18 protein-coding genes and 2 pseudogenes are annotated in these 14,582 nt (G+C 65.4%); 4 read left to right on the forward strand and 16 right to left on the reverse strand.

The features are described 5' to 3' along the window. From lysC to WS92_RS11745, 11 genes and pseudogenes are all read right to left on the reverse strand, one after another. Positions 1-230, reverse strand: a pseudogene (gene lysC / locus WS92_RS36540) (Rz1-like lysis system protein LysC); the annotation flags it as partial. After that, positions 217-507 (reverse strand): annotated as a pseudogene (locus WS92_RS36545) (LysB family phage lysis regulatory protein); the annotation flags it as partial. The pseudogenes lysC and WS92_RS36545, both read right to left, overlap by 14 nt. Next, positions 504-1,316 carry an N-acetylmuramidase domain-containing protein gene (locus WS92_RS11705; RefSeq protein ID WP_061083855.1) on the reverse strand — a complete coding sequence of 271 codons (813 nt, stop codon included), beginning with the start codon at positions 1,314-1,316 and terminating at the stop codon, positions 504-506. The gene WS92_RS11705 and the pseudogene WS92_RS36545, both read right to left, overlap by 4 nt. Further along, positions 1,313-1,585: a phage holin family protein gene (locus tag WS92_RS11710; protein ID WP_004524440.1), complete on the reverse strand. Its 273-nt coding sequence runs from the start codon at positions 1,583-1,585 to the stop codon at positions 1,313-1,315. The genes WS92_RS11705 and WS92_RS11710 overlap by 4 nt, the downstream gene beginning before the upstream one ends. A 1-nt stretch (position 1,586) precedes the next feature. Further along, complete coding sequence (locus WS92_RS11715) at positions 1,587-1,931, reverse strand: putative holin (protein ID WP_004553021.1); 345 nt, start codon at positions 1,929-1,931, stop codon at positions 1,587-1,589. Positions 1,932-1,945: 14 nt separating this feature from the next. Next, on the reverse strand, positions 1,946-2,152 hold the full coding sequence (locus WS92_RS11720) for a tail protein X (protein WP_010112635.1): 207 nt from the start codon (positions 2,150-2,152) through the stop codon (positions 1,946-1,948). Next, on the reverse strand, positions 2,149-2,400 hold the full coding sequence (locus tag WS92_RS11725) for a hypothetical protein (RefSeq protein ID WP_059929023.1): 252 nt from the start codon (positions 2,398-2,400) through the stop codon (positions 2,149-2,151). The genes WS92_RS11720 and WS92_RS11725 overlap by 4 nt, the downstream gene beginning before the upstream one ends. Then, complete coding sequence (locus WS92_RS11730; RefSeq protein ID WP_059929026.1) at positions 2,400-2,879, reverse strand: head completion/stabilization protein; 480 nt, start codon at positions 2,877-2,879, stop codon at positions 2,400-2,402. The genes WS92_RS11725 and WS92_RS11730 overlap by 1 nt, the downstream gene beginning before the upstream one ends. Before the next feature lie 99 nt (positions 2,880-2,978). Beyond that, a complete protein-coding gene (locus tag WS92_RS11735) occupies positions 2,979-3,668 on the reverse strand; it encodes a phage terminase small subunit (RefSeq protein ID WP_059934699.1) in 690 nt (229 codons plus the stop codon). Further along, positions 3,665-4,678, reverse strand: a complete 1,014-nt coding sequence (locus WS92_RS11740; RefSeq protein ID WP_059934700.1) for a phage major capsid protein, P2 family — start codon at positions 4,676-4,678, stop codon at positions 3,665-3,667. The genes WS92_RS11735 and WS92_RS11740 overlap by 4 nt, the downstream gene beginning before the upstream one ends. Before the next feature lie 44 nt (positions 4,679-4,722). After that, the gene (locus tag WS92_RS11745; RefSeq protein ID WP_059934701.1) at positions 4,723-5,532 is read right to left on the reverse strand and encodes a GPO family capsid scaffolding protein; all 810 of its coding nucleotides are present in this window, start codon (positions 5,530-5,532) and stop codon (positions 4,723-4,725) included. A 143-nt stretch (positions 5,533-5,675) separates the two neighbouring features. On the opposite strand from WS92_RS11745, the gene WS92_RS11750 reads away from it, so the two are divergent. Together WS92_RS11750 and WS92_RS11755 are read left to right on the forward strand one after the other, a co-directional pair. Beyond that, a complete protein-coding gene (locus WS92_RS11750) occupies positions 5,676-7,445 on the forward strand; it encodes a terminase ATPase subunit family protein (protein ID WP_061083892.1) in 1,770 nt (589 codons plus the stop codon). After that, positions 7,442-8,497 (forward strand): phage portal protein, encoded by a 1,056-nt coding sequence (locus WS92_RS11755; RefSeq protein ID WP_061083856.1) that lies wholly within the window; start codon positions 7,442-7,444, stop codon positions 8,495-8,497. Before WS92_RS11750 ends, WS92_RS11755 begins: the two co-directional genes overlap by 4 nt. A gap of 43 nt (positions 8,498-8,540) precedes the next feature. On the opposite strand, the gene WS92_RS11760 is transcribed toward WS92_RS11755, so the two are convergent. The 5 genes from WS92_RS11760 to WS92_RS11775 form a co-directional block, all read right to left on the reverse strand. After that, positions 8,541-8,897, reverse strand: coding sequence for an addiction module antidote protein (locus WS92_RS11760; RefSeq protein ID WP_004202809.1), 357 nt, complete (start codon positions 8,895-8,897; stop codon positions 8,541-8,543). A 2-nt stretch (positions 8,898-8,899) separates the two neighbouring features. Beyond that, positions 8,900-9,196, reverse strand: coding sequence for a type II toxin-antitoxin system RelE/ParE family toxin (locus WS92_RS11765; RefSeq protein ID WP_006027262.1), 297 nt, complete (start codon positions 9,194-9,196; stop codon positions 8,900-8,902). Between the two features lie 670 nt (positions 9,197-9,866). Next, the gene (locus WS92_RS11770; RefSeq protein ID WP_059930667.1) at positions 9,867-10,961 is read right to left on the reverse strand and encodes a type VI immunity family protein; all 1,095 of its coding nucleotides are present in this window, start codon (positions 10,959-10,961) and stop codon (positions 9,867-9,869) included. Positions 10,962-10,975: 14 nt separating this feature from the next. Continuing rightward, complete coding sequence (locus tag WS92_RS31945; protein WP_082743599.1) at positions 10,976-11,695, reverse strand: VRR-NUC domain-containing protein; 720 nt, start codon at positions 11,693-11,695, stop codon at positions 10,976-10,978. After that, entirely contained in the window at positions 11,692-12,228 is a 537-nt protein-coding gene (locus WS92_RS11775) for a PAAR domain-containing protein (RefSeq protein ID WP_059930683.1), read from the reverse strand. The genes WS92_RS31945 and WS92_RS11775 overlap by 4 nt, the downstream gene beginning before the upstream one ends. A gap of 880 nt (positions 12,229-13,108) precedes the next feature. Here WS92_RS11775 and queC point away from each other — a divergent pair. Together queC and queE are read left to right on the forward strand one after the other, a co-directional pair. Beyond that, the gene (gene queC, locus WS92_RS11780; protein WP_006024104.1) at positions 13,109-13,843 is read left to right on the forward strand and encodes a 7-cyano-7-deazaguanine synthase QueC; all 735 of its coding nucleotides are present in this window, start codon (positions 13,109-13,111) and stop codon (positions 13,841-13,843) included. Positions 13,844-13,948: 105 nt separating this feature from the next. Further along, positions 13,949-14,581, forward strand: a complete 633-nt coding sequence (gene queE, locus WS92_RS11785; protein ID WP_059930665.1) for a 7-carboxy-7-deazaguanine synthase — start codon at positions 13,949-13,951, stop codon at positions 14,579-14,581. The last annotated feature ends 1 nt before the right edge of the window (position 14,582 follow it).

Here is a 14,582-nt window from a genome sequence, read left to right on the forward strand (position 1 = left end):
GATCATGTCGACTTCGGACGCGCAGCGCGCCCACGCCGCGCGCGCGACGTGCAGCGCGTCGCTCAGCTCACCGTTGGTTCGCGGCGCCATCGCCGGCATCGTGCACGGCGTCACCGCCGCGCATTCGTTGAGCGTAATCGTCGGCGCCATTGAGGGCGGGCTTGCGTGCAGGCGCACAACGTCGTCAGGCAGAGCGCCAGCAGCCCAGGCGCGCACGGCGGCGTTTTCATCGATCAGTCTCCGCAGTTCGTTTCGATAGGTCGCGAGCGTCGCGTCGACGCCGGCGCGCGCACGGTCGAGTTGCTCGCGCTGCGCGTCTTTCGCCTTGGCATCGGCCAACAGACGCTCGATGACGGCAGCGCTCGCTTGCGCCTCGTGTTTCGCGCGGCGCGCGTCGTCGGTCGCCCGGTCGAGCTGCGCGCGCAGCGCGCGGCCGTGCTGGCAACTCGCGACGAGCGCGGTCAACGCGAGCAGCGCCAGCCACGGCATGAGGCGCGTGAAGCTCATGCGGCCGCCTTGCCCGCGCCGGCGTACTTCGCATACGCGCGGTCGAGCTTCACGTCATACAGGTTGATCGCGAATTCCGGGCCGTTGTAGCCTTCCGCGAACGCCGCCCACTTCCGGGCACGAAGCGCGACCAACAGTTTCTTGTCGGCCGCGACGTACCGCACGAACGCGTCGAGGTGCTCGGCTTCGCCCAGCTCCATACGGGACACGAATTCGTCGACGCTCGCGTAGTTCAGGCGCTTCCAGTGGTACGCCATGATCTGGAACGCGCCCCAGCTCGCCGACTCGTAGGCGGACGCCGCGTCGATCCGCGCCGCGGTGTCGAGCCGCACGTATTCGGCGGCGCCGCCCTGGTAGCCGCCGCGCTTCGGATTGACGACGCCCGGCCAACGCGCGGCGGCCGCATCCGCCGCTTCCTTGCCGACATTCGCGACGAGCCGCTGATACATGACATGCCGCTCGAACAGGATTTTCGGCCGGCCGTCGTCCAGAAAGCCGACGCCGCGGGACTCAACTTCGTTGACCGCCCGCACGCATGCGACGGATACGCCGAGCGTCGCGGCCGCGCGCGCGAGGTCGGCGTCGGTCAGGTGCTTGGGGTCGCGCTGCCCGCTGGCGAGCACCCGGTACGTCTTCGGGCCGGCGATGCCGTCGACGACAAGGCCCGCGGTCGCCTGCAACGTCTGAACGGCCCGCTCGGTCTGTTCGTCGTAAAGGTGCGATACGTCGACCGGGTAGCCGGCGCGCACGAGCCGCTGCTGCAGCAGCCCGACTTCCGCGCCGTGATCGTTGAATCGAAGGATGTTCACGCTTCGTCACTCCGTAGAAGGCGCGCGACGTTGCCGCGCGCGAGGTACACCAACACGGCGAGCAGAACCGCGAGCGCCGCGTGAAAGAAGCCGGTCGGCTTCGGATGAAACAGCAGTTCGATCGCCGAGCCGCCGGAAATCGCGACGATCACCCAGGCCGCCCACGCGACGTGGAAGCGATGCCGCGCGCCGTTCTTGCGGTAGGTCAGCACGCGCACGATGACGGCCAGGTGCGCGGCGAGCGCGACGAGTGCGGACGAGACATGCACGTCAGTCTCCCTTGCGAAACAGCGCGAACAGGTCCATGCCCTTCACGCGCTCGATCAGCGTCAGCGTGACCGCGATCACGAGCGCGGCCGCGAAGAACGCGGCGACGCCCGTCGAGCGGATCGGCACGGCGTGGATGATTTCGGGTGCGGCAAGGTAGCCCATCACGAGCGAGATGAGCATGTACGCGGCGCGCTTTGCGAGGCCGAGGTCTTTCGACGTGACGACGACGAGCGCCGCGCCCGCGAACGCGCCGATCAGCGCGTCGCCGTCGACGCCCGGCGCGATGCCGGCGAGGCCGACCGCGGCGAACAGCGCCGCGGCCGAGGTGGTGTTCGGTTCAGCCATTCATTCGGCTCCGGTCAGTCAAACAGTTGCAATAGCGGCGTGGTCGTCTCGATCGCGCTGCGCTCGGGCATCTCCACGACGGTTCCCATCGGCAGCACCACGCCGAGCTCGGCGAGGCCGGGGTTCGCCTCGAGCACGGCTTCGACCGTGCCCGCCGTGCTGCCGTAGTGCCGCCAGCACAGCGCGTCGAGCGTCTCGCCTTGCAGCGCCGCAATCTTCATTCGCCGAGCGCCTGCCCGTCGTGATCGAACAGGCCGAGCACGCGCGGCTTGATTCGGGCTCGCCGGCGCGCGAGCACGGCGGCTCGTATGGCCGCCTCCGCGCCGGTGCGATCCGAGCAATAGGCAATCTCCAGCCAGAACAGGCCAGCGACGCGCTGCTGCACCTGGCACGCGCCGGCGCAGAACAGTTTCCCGCCGCGCACGCGGGACTGCGCAAACTGACGAATGCGGTACAGGGGGCGGGCCATCAGATCAGCTCCACCGTCGAGCGCGCGAGGCCGAGAATGTCGCTGATCGCCCATCGCGCAGCGCGGCGCGAATCGTCGACCGTCGACGCCAGATCGGCCGCAACCTGGCCGCCGCTCTTCGTCGTGTCGTAGCCGCGGTACTTCTCGGTCACGTCCGCGAGCGTCAGGTGGTACACCGCGCGCCGGTAGCGGGCCACGTGAGCCGATTCGCCATCGATGCGCGGCGCCGGCGCGTCGGCGAGCGTCGTCGCGCCCGCCGCGCGCTGCCGGGCGCGCCACGCGGCGAGCTCGTCGTTCACGGTCAGCATCGCGTCGCGCGCGGCGTGCCGCAGCCGCTCGGCCGTCACGGTGCCGTCCAGGCGCATCGCGTCGCGCAGCGCGGACAGATCGATGTCCGGGAAGAAGCCGTCGTTCGTCAACGTGCCTTCGATCGGCGTCGCCGCGACGGCGGGCGCGGCGGTGGCAACAAAGCTGTTCATGGTCGGTTCGCAATGAGGTGGCGGTGGACCGGCGCACCAGGTCCGTAACCGTCAGGCGTAGGGCCTGGGCGCCGGTGCCGCCATGCCGAGGTGGGCTCCTTACGTGCCGTCGGCGCCGTCGCCCCGACGGCCCGCGGCTTCGACCTGCTTCGTCAGCCGGTCGATGTCCTTTTTCACGCCGACGCGATCGTTCAGCGCGACCGCGCGGCGCAGATAGTCGAGCGCGCGCGCCGGCGCGGCGGCCTGCGTCGCGTAGCCGAGCGCCTTGTACAGCTTCGCGCGCACCTGGTCGTGCATGTCCGCGTCGCGCGTCAGATCGTCGACGAGCTCGAGGCTCGCCGCGTCGAACGTCTCGCCGTCGAGGAACGACGACAGCGCGGCGTCGGCGAACTGCTCGGCGACGAGCGACGCGAGCGAACGCTCGAACTGGTCGGGCAGCGTCAGGCCGTGCGCGAGCGCGTAGGCCGCGATCGCGAGCGCGCCGTCGAAGTCGCTGGCGTCGATGCGCCAGACCATCACCGTCACGAGCACGTCGTCCTGCGCGCCGCGGCCGCCGCTCAACACGCCCGCCACGTAGTCGGCGTACTCCGGCAGCAGCTTGCGTTTCAGCTCGATCTTCCGCTCGATCGACTGAATGCCCTTGAGCGCGCGGCGGTCGGCCGCGAGCTTCGCGAGCATCAGCTCATAGGCGGTCGCGCCCTTCATCGTCGCGCCGGGCGACACGGCGGCCGCCGCGCGCGCGGCCGAGACGCGATTGAAGTGCGCGCGGGCGGGCGTGTTGATCGTCATGCCGCCACCAGTTCGATGTTTTCGGCCACGCAGCCGCAGCCGAAGTCTTCGACCACGTAGGCGTCGTTCGACGATTCGTAGTTCTCGATGCGGTCGCGCTTCGGGTTGTCGATCAGTGCACGCCGGCGCGCGCCTTCCTGGAAGTAGATCGACAGGTTATCGAGCTTCGTCACCATCAGCGCGCGTCTCGGGAAGTGCGGCACGCGCACGGCCGGCAGATTGCCGATGCGCTTCTGGCTCACGATCAGATCGGCCGCGAGCTGCTCGGTCGGCGCCTGCGTCGCGTTGACGATCGGGAAATACTTGTCGTGCAGCAGCTCGCGGCCGCAGATCACGACGAGGCCCGTGTCCTCCTGGAACCACGGGTCGATCATCGACGAAACGATGTCCATCACGAGCGCGTCGAGGTTCTCGTAATCGCCCGCCTTGCCGACGAGCACCTTGCCGGCCTGCTTCGCGCCTTCGTGCAGCACGCGCTGCGCCGCGCGCTCGCGGTACTGTTGCAGCCAGCCGATGTTCACGTCCTGCAACAGCGGGTTCGCCTGGCGGTCAGTCGTCGCGGCCGCCTTCACGCCGTTCCAGCCGATCATGATGCGATCGACCGCCCCCTGGTTGAGGATCACGTCGCGGATGCGCTGCTGGAAGTCGGCGAACTTCGCCCACATGTCGAGCTTGCGATACGGAATCGCCGTGTCGTAGTCGGTCTTCTCGCAGCGGTAGCGGTTGCTGTCGAGCGCCGTCGGGTCGATCGGTTGGCGCGCGGCCTTCGTCGTGTCGGTGCGGCTCGCGATCGGGCCGGACACGGACAGGCCGAGCTTTTCGCCTTCGAGCTCGGTCACGGGCAGCACGTTGATGCGCTTGAGAAACTCGCTCGATTCCTGCATCTTCGTTTCGAGCCGCTGTTGCACGGTCGGCTCGACCGCGAACTTCGCCGACACGTCGGCCGTGTCGTTCAGCTTGGCGATTTGCGCGGCGAACTTTTCATACGCTTTGCGCGTTTCCTTCCTCATCGGGAAATTCTCCTGTGTGGTGTGCGGGATGGGTCAGCAGTCGGTCAGCAGTCGGTCACGAGCTCGCCCGTCGAGCCGGTCGACGGCGGGCGCTGCGGCGCGCCGTTGCCGGTGTTCGACAGCTTCTCGGTGAGCGCTTCGACGGCGGCGAACGCTTCGTCAGCGCGCTTCTTCGCGTCGGCGGCCGCGCTCGTGGCGCTCGTGACAGCCGCGCTCAGCGTCGCGACTTCGCGGCCCGTGTGGTGCGCATGGGTGGCGACCTGTTCGACCGCTTCGCGCACGTCGGCGAAGCGCTCGTCGTCGTTCTCGCGATTGCGGGCGAACAGGCCCTTCACCCATTCCTTGAGGCCGGCCGTTTCGGTCGCGCCTTCGAATTCGATCGCCGTCTCGCACGCCGGCGAATAGAGGTTGTTCGAGCGCTTCGCGGCGAATTGCAGCGCTTCGGTGCCGAGGCTCGCCGGGTCATCGGTCGCCGCGAGCCCGACGAGATACGCCTCGCCGATGTCGGCGAAGTCGGGGTTGATTTCGATCGACGTAAAAATCTTCTGGCGCTTCTTCGACAGCGCGACGAGCTCGTCGGTCGGATCGATCTGCGCAAACAGCGCCATCCTCCCTTTCAGCGGGCCGTCCTCGATTTCGGCCGCCTTCAGCGCGATCACGTCGCCGTATGCACCGAACGGGTTGTTCGCCGAGAGCGGCGCCCAGCCCTTCAGGTGTTCGAGGTTGACGCGCGCGCCGTACAGCTTCGGGTCGTAGTGCTTCGCCATCTGCGTGAGCCATTCACGCTTGATCTCGCGACCGTCGACGGTCGCGCCTTCCACTGCGACGCGGAAGAATTTGGTTTTGCTTGCCATAGAGAGGGTCGAACGTGGTTGAGTGAGCGTGGTTCTCATGTTCGGCGTTCACGCGCCACGGCTCAATCCGCGGCGTTTGTGGGTCACGCGGGTACAGCGCGCTGCGCGTGCTCGCGCGCACGCGGCGGCCTACGCTTGGCCGCATGCTCGAAACTACGGACCCTCATCAGCTCGAAAACGACGTGCGCAAGGTCGCGCGCACGCTCTATTGGCAAGGCTGGCGCATCGCGTCGATCGCCCGCCATCTCGACATCAGGCCCGCGACCGTCGCGTCGTGGTGCCGACGCGAGAAATGGAAGGACGCAACGCCCGTCGAACGCATCGAGGCATCGCTCGAAGTGCGCCTGATGGTGTTGATCGCGAAGGAGAAGAAGGACGGCGCGGACTACAAGGAAATCGACCTGCTCGGCCGCCAGGTCGAGCGGCTCGCGCGCGTGCGCAAGTACGACGAGACGGGGAAGGAATCCGACCTGAACCCGAAGATTGCGTCGCGCAACGCCGGCCCGAAGCGCCGCGCGCCGCGCAACGAAATCAGCGAGGAACAGCACAGGCGCATCATCGAAGCGTTCCGCGATTCACTGTTCGACTATCAGAAAGTCTGGTATCGGAACGGCGATCAGCGCACGCGCAACATCCTGAAATCGCGGCAGATTGGTGCAACGTGGTACTTCGCGCGCGAGGCGCTGGTCGACGCGCTCGAAACCGACCGCAATCAAATCTTCCTGTCGGCGAGCAAGGCTCAGGCGCACGTCTTCAAGCAGTACATCACGCAGTTCGCGCGCGAGGCGGCCGACATCGAGCTCACGGGCGATCCGATCATCCTGCCGAGCGGCGCGACGTTGTACTTCCTGGGCACGAACGCGCGCACCGCGCAGTCGTACCACGGCAACTTCTACTTCGACGAATACTTTTGGGTGCCGAAGTTCCGCGAGCTGAACAAGGTCGCCTCCGGCATGGCGATGCACAAGCGCTGGCGCAAGACGTACTTCAGCACGCCGTCGAGCGTCACGCACGAGGCGTACGCATTTTGGAGCGGCGCGCATGCGAACCGCGGCCGCGCCGCGGGCGAGCGCATCCAGATCGACACGAGCCACGAAGCGCTCGTGCGCGGCATGTTGGGCGAGGACGCACAGTGGCGGCAGATCGTGACCGTGCTCGACGCGATGGCGGGCGGCTGCAACCTGTTCGACATCGACGAGCTGCGCCGCGAATACAGCGCCGAGGAATTCGCGAACCTGCTGATGTGCCACTTCATCGACGATTCGCTGTCGGTGTTCAAGCTGTCGGACCTGCAACGCTGCATGGTCGACTCGTGGGAGGAATGGGCGGACGACTTCTCGCCGCTGCTGCTGCGGCCGTTCGGCCATCGCGAGGTATGGGTCGGCTACGATCCGGCGCTCACGGGCGACTCGGCGGGGCTCGTCGTCGTGGCGCCGCCGCGCGTCGACGGCGGCGCCTTCCGCGTGCTCGAACGCCACCAGTTCCGCGGCAACGATTTCGAGGAACAGGCCGCGGCGATCGAAGCGATCACGCGGCGCTACAACGTCGGCTACATCGCGATCGATACCACGGGCATGGGGCAAGGCGTCTACCAGCTCGTGTGCAAGTTCTTCCCGGCCGCCGTCGCGCTGAACTACTCGCCCGAGGTGAAAACCCGCCTCGTGCTCAAGGGCCAATCCGTCGTCCGGAACGGCCGCCTGCAATTCGACGCGGGCTGGACCGATCTGGCCGCGGCGTTCATGGCGATCAAACAGACGATGACGGCGAGCGGCCGTCAGGCGACCTACACCGCCGGCCGCACCGACGAGACGGGCCACGCCGACCTGGCGTGGGCGTGCCTGCACGCGATCGACCGCGAGCCGCTCGCCGGCGGCGGCATTCATTCATCTTCATTCACGGAGTTTTACGCATGAGCAAGCGCCGATCGCGCGCGCCGCGCACGTTCGCGGCCGCGCCAAATCCGAGCGCCGGCAGCGCCGTGCCGGCGCGCGCCGAGGTCTTCACGTTCGACGATCCGACGCCCGTCATGAACCGGGCCGAGATTCTCGATTACGTCGAGTGTTGGTCGAACGGCGAATGGTTCGAGCCGCCGGTCAGCTTCGCCGGCCTGGCGAAATCGTTTCGCGCGAGCACGCACCATAGCTCGGCGCTGTTCTTCAAGGCGAACGTGCTCGCGTCGACGTTTCGCCCGCACCGCTGGCTGTCGCGGCACGCGTTCGAGCGATGGGCGCTCGATTTCCTGACGTTCGGCAACGGCTACCTGGAGCGCAGACAAAACCGGCTCGGTGGCACGTTGCGCCTCGAGCCCGCGCTGGCGAAGTACACGCGGCGCAAGGCGGATTTCAGCGGTTTCGTGTACGTGAACGGCTGGCAGGACCGGCACGAGTTCGCGCCCGACAGCGTGTTCCAGCTCGTGCGGCCGGACATCAATCAGGAGGTCTACGGCCTGCCCGAGTATCTGAGCTCGCTGCACTCGGCGTGGCTGAACGAATCGTCGACGCTGTTCCGGCGCAAGTATTACGAGAACGGCAGCCACGCCGGCTTCATCCTGTACATGACCGACGCCGCGCAGAAGCAGGACGACGTGGACAACATGCGCGACGCGCTGAAGAACGCGAAGGGGCCGGGCAACTTCCGCAACGTGTTCATGTACGCGCCGGGCGGGAAGAAGGACGGCATCCAGCTCATTCCCGTGTCCGAGGTTGCCGCGAAAGATGAGTTCTTCAACATCAAGAACGTGACGCGCGATGACCTGCTCGCCGCGCATCGCGTGCCGCCGCAACTGCTCGGCATCGTGCCGAGCAATTCGGGCGGGTTCGGCACCCCGGATACCGCCGCGCGCGTGTTCGGGCGCAACGAAATCAGGCCGCTGCAGGCCCGCTTCGCCGAGCTGAACGACTGGCTCGGCGACGAGGTTGTGACGTTCGACGATTACGAGATTCCGCCGGCGCCGGTCGCGGCGTAGCGCGCAGGCCAGTGCAACGCCGCGCATCCGGCCGTCGATGGCGTTACGCGTGTGCAGCCGTGCGAACGCGCGAGCGTGCACGCGTTGTTGCTGGCGCGGGCACCGGCGCAGGTTCGGCCGGCGCAACGGTCAGGTGCAGCCCCAACGCGCCCACAACTTTCATGATCGTTGCGAATTCCGCGTTCCCACCTTCCGACAGCGCGCGGTAGAGCGCTTCACGCTTCACGCCGGACTCGCGCGCGAGCGCCGTCATGCCGCGCGCCTTCGCAACGTTCCCAAGCGCGGCTTGAATCAGGCGCGGATTTCCATCCTCGAACGCTTGCGCCAGGTAGTGACGAATCGTTTCTTCGTCCTTCAGGTACTTCGAGCCGTCGAACTCGGCCAGTTCGCTGATTTTCATACTCAATCCTCCAGTTCGCCGGCGATTTGCTTCGCTAGCTTGATGTCCTTCTTCTGCGTCGACTTGTCCCCGCCGCACAACACCACGACGATAATTTTTCCGCGTCGCACGAAGTAGGCCCGATATCCCGGCCCCACATCAATCTTCATTTCGTTGACGCCGTCGCCGACTGCGCGCCATTGGCCGAGATTGCCAAGCTTTGCCCGCTCGATGCGCAGGTTGATCGCCGCGCTACCGACCGGGTCGCGAAGCCCGTCGAGCCATTTGTCAAACTGGGGGGTCGTCAGAACTTTGAACATGCGAGAATTGTAACCCATAAGGGACAATTCAGCTACGGCTGTGAAGGAGTGGCTCAAGTCGCACAAGCCGGTGTAACGAAGCGCATTCGCCACGCGAAGGGCCGCGCACCGGGCAACCGGGCGCGGCCCTTTTTGCGTCTGACGAGCGCGAGCTGCGGAGTCGCTCGGTGCGACGGCGCATAGGGCATCCCGTCGCTGTCCCATTCGTGTCCCGACTAGCGTCCCGTTGTCCCGACTAGCGTCCCGTTGTCCCGTCTGGCGTCCCGTTGTCCCGTCTGGCGTCCCGTTGTCCCGTCTGGCGTCCCATTGTCCCGAACACTGTTGCCGCGAGGCCGCGAAAGCGGTATAGGGCGACGTCGGTGCGGATAGAGGGCCTACAGCGGCTTGGCGTTGGCAGGGTGGCCCGCTTCGGGTCGAGCGCCGCGAGCGACTCTGCGAGGCCATGACGCGGCTGCACGGGGGCGTTTGAGGGGCCGGCCCGCCCGCACCAGCAGGCCGCCGCGGCGGCTTCTGCGCGGTCCCCTCCTCGCCTGCGGGCTTCGCTTGAGTGGGGGGTTTTAGTGCACCGGGCCGTCCGGCTCGGCGGCCCTTGTGGCGCGGGGTTCCGGGCGTGTCGGGGTGCCCGGAAATCGTGCGTTTTGATGCGCCACGATGCGGATTCATGCAGTCGTTAGGCGGCCGGCGGAAGTCTCGGTGTATCGAGCACGGCCGCTTTGGCATTGAGCAACTCGCTTTCGGATACGTCGAAACGCCGAAGCCAGGCGTTGCTGCTGACCTTGGAGTTGTAGACGGGAGCGTCGCCGTTCACGGTGCCACGCTGAAGGATCGAAACGGTATCTGCAACGAGTGGGCGCAAGGCGGCATTGAGCACGACATACGCAGGCGGAGCAGATGGCGCGGTGTCTGCGTGAGCTACGCCCGCTTCTGGCGCCACACCGGCGCGGATCATCAGCCCTTGCGCACATGGCACTAAGGCGTACCAGTCTTTCGGCAACGCGGATTGCAGCGCGTCGATGTCCCCGACCTTCCCGAGCATCGCCTTGTCGATGAGCGTGAGCCAGTCGACGGTTTTGATCCGGTCCGTGAGGTCGCGGACTTCCATGGCAAGTGGGTCGCCTATATCGACGCCTGGTCCGAGACGTTGTGCTAGATAGTATTCACTGCTCTCGTTTTCAGTGCGTCCGGTAGGGGATAAATTTATCGCCAGCCCCGCGTGCCCGTGGACCGCCTCGAGCATCGCAGCCACTGCCAGGAAGAGTTTTACGAATGCGTCGGGATCTTGGCGGACGAACGGACTAGGCAAACTGAAAACGGCAACATCCAGCCCGCGTGTACCGAGGTCAGCCTGGAACTTCTCAAGACAGAACGTCGTGAATTCGAAATATGAGGCATCGCGCGCTGACTCCCCGCCGACATAGCACGCGTCGAATCCTTCGTTTTCTCCCGTTCGTTTTTCGAGATCCCGGAGGGACGGCGCCTTCGCAAATCTCAATGCGCGTTTGCCGTTGAACCAGAGCCATGTGACGGGATTGCTGTCTTGGCCTTCAATGGCTCCGCGAGCAAGCGCCATGTATGCGTCGAAGGCGGCCGCAATCGCTTGTCGTTTAGCGCTCGTGTAGCCGCCTTTGAAGTAGAGCGCCGCGCGTACTGTGAGCGCAGCCCCAATGCCATCGTGCGCGTATCGAGGTTCAAGCAACGCGTAAGGCAACATGCCCACCTTCGAAAGCTCCTGGGCGCGCTGTAAAAGCTCGTTCGTCATCGTCATATCTGGACCGCTGGTTATGGCACTGGAATCGGACTAGGTGGCATCGGAGGGGGAGTCCCATGCATATAACTGCCAAATCCCGAACCGAGCACATCGTCGAGGTCCGAAGTGGTTACGCGACTCGTAGACGGTGTTGGCTTTGTTGCGTCCCCATCTGAACAGCCGCAATCCGAGGGTTCCATCACCGCGACTTTGCTCGAATCTCCGGCGATTCTCGCATAAGCCTCCTGCTGCTTATTGTCGCGGCGATCCGGCGGAAATTTGATTTCGACGACGCTTTTAATGTTGTCTTGGGTTGGCGGTAACGACGGATCGTTGACAATCACAACATCGGGCCGTCGAATGCTTCCGATCCCAGGCGTGTATCCGCCTAGACCCCCAGGCCAGTATTTTTGAATCCAGCCCGGCAGGTAATCGTGTGCCTTTGTGGATATTCCTGAATCCATGATCGGCGCAGGCGGGTCACGGGACATGTCGTAATTAATTTCGGCCTTGTACGGGCTCTGATGGTCGCCGATTGCATCGGCTGCTTTCAGTCGGCCGCTAACACATTGCTGCTTCAACCTTTGTCCATCGACGCCAATCGTCGGCATAGCGTTGCATTTGCAGATAACCGCGCAAAGCGCTTGCCGATCCTGTGCGTCGAGCGCGTTGCGCCGCAAGCGCACCTGATTCGTCCGCCCGTCGCCTTGGCTCGTCGCGCCGGACCCGCCCCCTTGCGCATAGTCGGTCATGCAGAACTCGCGCCGGAACGCCCGAAGGTCAGCGATGCAGCCCGCCCTGTTTCAAGCCAGTTGGTATATCCGTTCTCGTCGGTCGTTCCCGTGATGGTGCTGCCGTCGCTGCCGGTAACGGTATACGGGTGGTTGGCGACAGGCTTCCCAGTGTCGTCGTCTAGAACCTGGAAACGCCCGCGGTGCGGGCCGGATTGGTCAGCGCTTGCCTGTTGGGCCACTACGCTGCGGCGGCCGCCGATCGGGTCTCCCGCACCGGAGGTTGGCGATGCCGTTGCGCTGCTCTGCGATGCGATGAGCGTCGCGCCGCACGCCGTCATGTCGCCGTCAGATGCTACCGGACGGCCGTTGAACGTCATGTGCAAGTCAGCCTTGATCTTGACGATCGGATAGACGCCGCCGCAGCGTGGACATGAAACCATGTCGCCGAGCAACGCCAACGGTTTCCCGTCGTCGGTATTTGTGGGGTCACACGCGAGCACGCGGCCGCCGTGAGAGGTTGTGTCGCCTTCCCGAATGAACGCGAATCCCATGCAGAACTCCTCAGACGAAATCTGCGGCGACTGTAGCACGCGCTGTCGATGTGTAACTACCCTGTCAGAGTTGACGGGACGAGGGGGAAAAGTAGTAACAGCGAGTGAGAGGCGCGGCGCTGACCCGTTTCACTGCGTCTGAAAGAATTACAGTGAAATTACAGTTTGGATGAGCTTGGATAGCCCTGATTGACCTTGGTTAGCCTTGATTTTGCAAATTGCAAGTTGCGTAAAGCATTGATTTGTAAGGGGTTGTGGTGCGTTGATAAAACTCCGAAGGCAGTGCTCGAGTGCTACATGCGCACGGTCAACTCTGCCGCATGGCGCGCGCGAGCGATCCGGCATCCCGTTCAGCGTCGCGCGGGGGCTGGCCCGCGGATGCCGCATGTGCCGAGGATGAACCGGGCTGTGCCCGGAATGTGCCAAGTTGTGTAATACTTCAGGCCGCTTTTCGCTTCTTGGGCGGCCGCGATGCCTTGCCAGACGGGGCGCTGGTGTCAGCGGTACGTTTTGAAAATCCGCGTGTCGGTGGTTCGATTCCGCCCCAGGCCACCAGCAGTATCCCACCCCAAGAATCGCCAGGTTCTTGGGGTTTTTCGTTTGTGGCGCGGCATTCCGGTCCTCGGCCGATTGCGGGGCGGCGTGATAAAATCTTCGTCGACTCAAAGACTTAGAGGACTTGAGGATGCGCGAAAAGGCGCCGCAAGTCCTTTTTTCGTTTCGGCGGCTCGTGCATCGCGCGAGTCCGTGCGCCGCCCGCGCGGCGCGATGAGCGACATAAGTGCCGCGCCGTTTCGGGCCGCGCGCTGCTGCCTATACTGGGTGGGCCGGCGCGCGTCGGATCGCCGGCGCGCTCGCTCATCATTCACGGAGTATCACGGTGATTCGGACAGACGCTAAGGACGGCGCGCTCGTATTGTTTTCCGGCGGCCAGGATTCGGCCACGTGTGTTGCCTGGGCGCTCGAGCGCTATCAGACCGTCGAGACGCTCGGCTTCGATTACGGTCAGCGCCACCGCGTCGAGCTCGAATGCCGCGAGGGCGTGCGCGATGCGCTGAAGCGGCGTTTTCCGCAGTGGTCGCACAAGCTCGGCGACGATCACATGGTCGATCTGTCGGTGCTCGGCGCGATCAGCGACACGGCGATGACGCGCGCGATCGAGATCGAGACGGCGTCGAACGGCCTGCCGAACACGTTCGTGCCGGGCCGCAACCTGCTGTTCATGACGATCGGCGCGGCGATCGCGTATCGGCGCGGGCTGCGCGTGCTCGTCGGCGGCATGTGCGAGACCGATTTCTCCGGCTATCCGGATTGCCGCGACGACACGATGAAGGCGCTGCAGGTCACGCTCAATCTCGGCATGGACTCGCGCTTCGTGCTGGAGACGCCGCTGATGTGGCTCGACAAGGCCGATACGTGGCGGCTCGCCGAGCAACTGGGCGGCAAGCCGCTTGTCGAGCTGATCCGCGTGGAGACGCACACGTGCTACGTCGGCGAGCGCTCGGAGCTGCACGACTGGGGCTTCGGCTGCGGCGAATGCCCGGCGTGCAAGCTGCGCAAGCGCGGCTTCGAAGCGTATCTGCGCGGCGAAAGCGTGACGGAGGCGCCCGTCTGACGCGTGGCGTGGCGTGGCGTGGCGTGGCGCTCGCGCGTGGGCGCGAGCGGCAACAGGATTCATCGAGTAACGGAAGGCGAGCGGCGCAAGCCGGAATGAAGCAGCATGACGTACACGGTCAAGGAAATCTTCTATACATTGCAGGGCGAGGGCGCGAACGCCGGTCGTCCCGCCGTGTTCTGCCGGTTCGCCGGCTGCAACCTGTGGACCGGGCGCGAGGCGGATCGCGACGGCGCGGTGTGCCGCTTCTGCGATACCGATTTCGTCGGCACCGACGGCGAGAACGGCGGCAAGTTCAAGGATGCCGCATCGCTCGCGGAGAAGATCGCGTCGCTCTGGCCGGCGGGCGAGGCGCATCGCTTCGTCGTCTGCACGGGCGGCGAGCCGATGCTGCAGCTCGATCAGCCGCTCGTCGACGCGCTGCACGCGGCGGGCTTCACGATCGCGATCGAGACGAACGGCTCGCTGCCCGTGCTCGAATCGATCGACTGGATCTGCGTGAGCCCGAAGGCGGATGCGCCGCTCGTCGTCACGAAGGGCAACGAACTGAAGGTGGTGGTGCCGCAGGACAACCAGCACCTGGCCGATTACGCGAAGCTCGACTTCGAGCATTTCCTCGTGCAGCCGATGGACGGCCCGTCGCGCGAGCTCAATACGAAGCTCGCGATCGACTGGTGCAAGCGCCATCCCCAATGGCGGCTGTCGACGCAGACGCACAAGTACCTGAACATTCCCTGAG

This window comes from Burkholderia sp. MSMB1588 (assembly GCF_001546925.1).
GTDB lineage: Bacteria > Pseudomonadota > Gammaproteobacteria > Burkholderiales > Burkholderiaceae > Burkholderia > Burkholderia humptydooensis.

Excerpts from the sequence above, each read along its gene's own strand:
- WS92_RS11715 (WP_004553021.1), bottom strand. The coding sequence starts at position 1,931 with ATGGCTGAACCGAACACCACCTCGGCCGCGGCGCTGTTCGCCGCGGTC.
- WS92_RS11720 (WP_010112635.1), bottom strand. The coding sequence starts at position 2,152 with ATGAAGATTGCGGCGCTGCAAGGCGAGACGCTCGACGCGCTGTGCTGG.
- WS92_RS11725 (WP_059929023.1), bottom strand. The coding sequence starts at position 2,400 with ATGGCCCGCCCCCTGTACCGCATTCGTCAGTTTGCGCAGTCCCGCGTG.
- WS92_RS11730 (WP_059929026.1), bottom strand. The coding sequence starts at position 2,879 with ATGAACAGCTTTGTTGCCACCGCCGCGCCCGCCGTCGCGGCGACGCCG.
- WS92_RS11735 (WP_059934699.1), bottom strand. The coding sequence starts at position 3,668 with ATGACGATCAACACGCCCGCCCGCGCGCACTTCAATCGCGTCTCGGCC.
- WS92_RS11740 (WP_059934700.1), bottom strand. The coding sequence starts at position 4,678 with ATGAGGAAGGAAACGCGCAAAGCGTATGAAAAGTTCGCCGCGCAAATC.
- WS92_RS11745 (WP_059934701.1), bottom strand. The coding sequence starts at position 5,532 with ATGGCAAGCAAAACCAAATTCTTCCGCGTCGCAGTGGAAGGCGCGACC.
- WS92_RS11750 (WP_061083892.1), top strand. The coding sequence starts at position 5,676 with ATGCTCGAAACTACGGACCCTCATCAGCTCGAAAACGACGTGCGCAAG.
- WS92_RS11755 (WP_061083856.1), top strand. The coding sequence starts at position 7,442 with ATGAGCAAGCGCCGATCGCGCGCGCCGCGCACGTTCGCGGCCGCGCCA.
- WS92_RS11760 (WP_004202809.1), bottom strand. The coding sequence starts at position 8,897 with ATGAAAATCAGCGAACTGGCCGAGTTCGACGGCTCGAAGTACCTGAAG.
- WS92_RS11765 (WP_006027262.1), bottom strand. The coding sequence starts at position 9,196 with ATGTTCAAAGTTCTGACGACCCCCCAGTTTGACAAATGGCTCGACGGG.
- WS92_RS11770 (WP_059930667.1), bottom strand. The coding sequence starts at position 10,961 with ATGACGATGACGAACGAGCTTTTACAGCGCGCCCAGGAGCTTTCGAAG.
- WS92_RS31945 (WP_082743599.1), bottom strand. The coding sequence starts at position 11,695 with ATGACCGACTATGCGCAAGGGGGCGGGTCCGGCGCGACGAGCCAAGGC.
- WS92_RS11775 (WP_059930683.1), bottom strand. The coding sequence starts at position 12,228 with ATGGGATTCGCGTTCATTCGGGAAGGCGACACAACCTCTCACGGCGGC.
- queE (WP_059930665.1), top strand. The coding sequence starts at position 13,949 with ATGACGTACACGGTCAAGGAAATCTTCTATACATTGCAGGGCGAGGGC.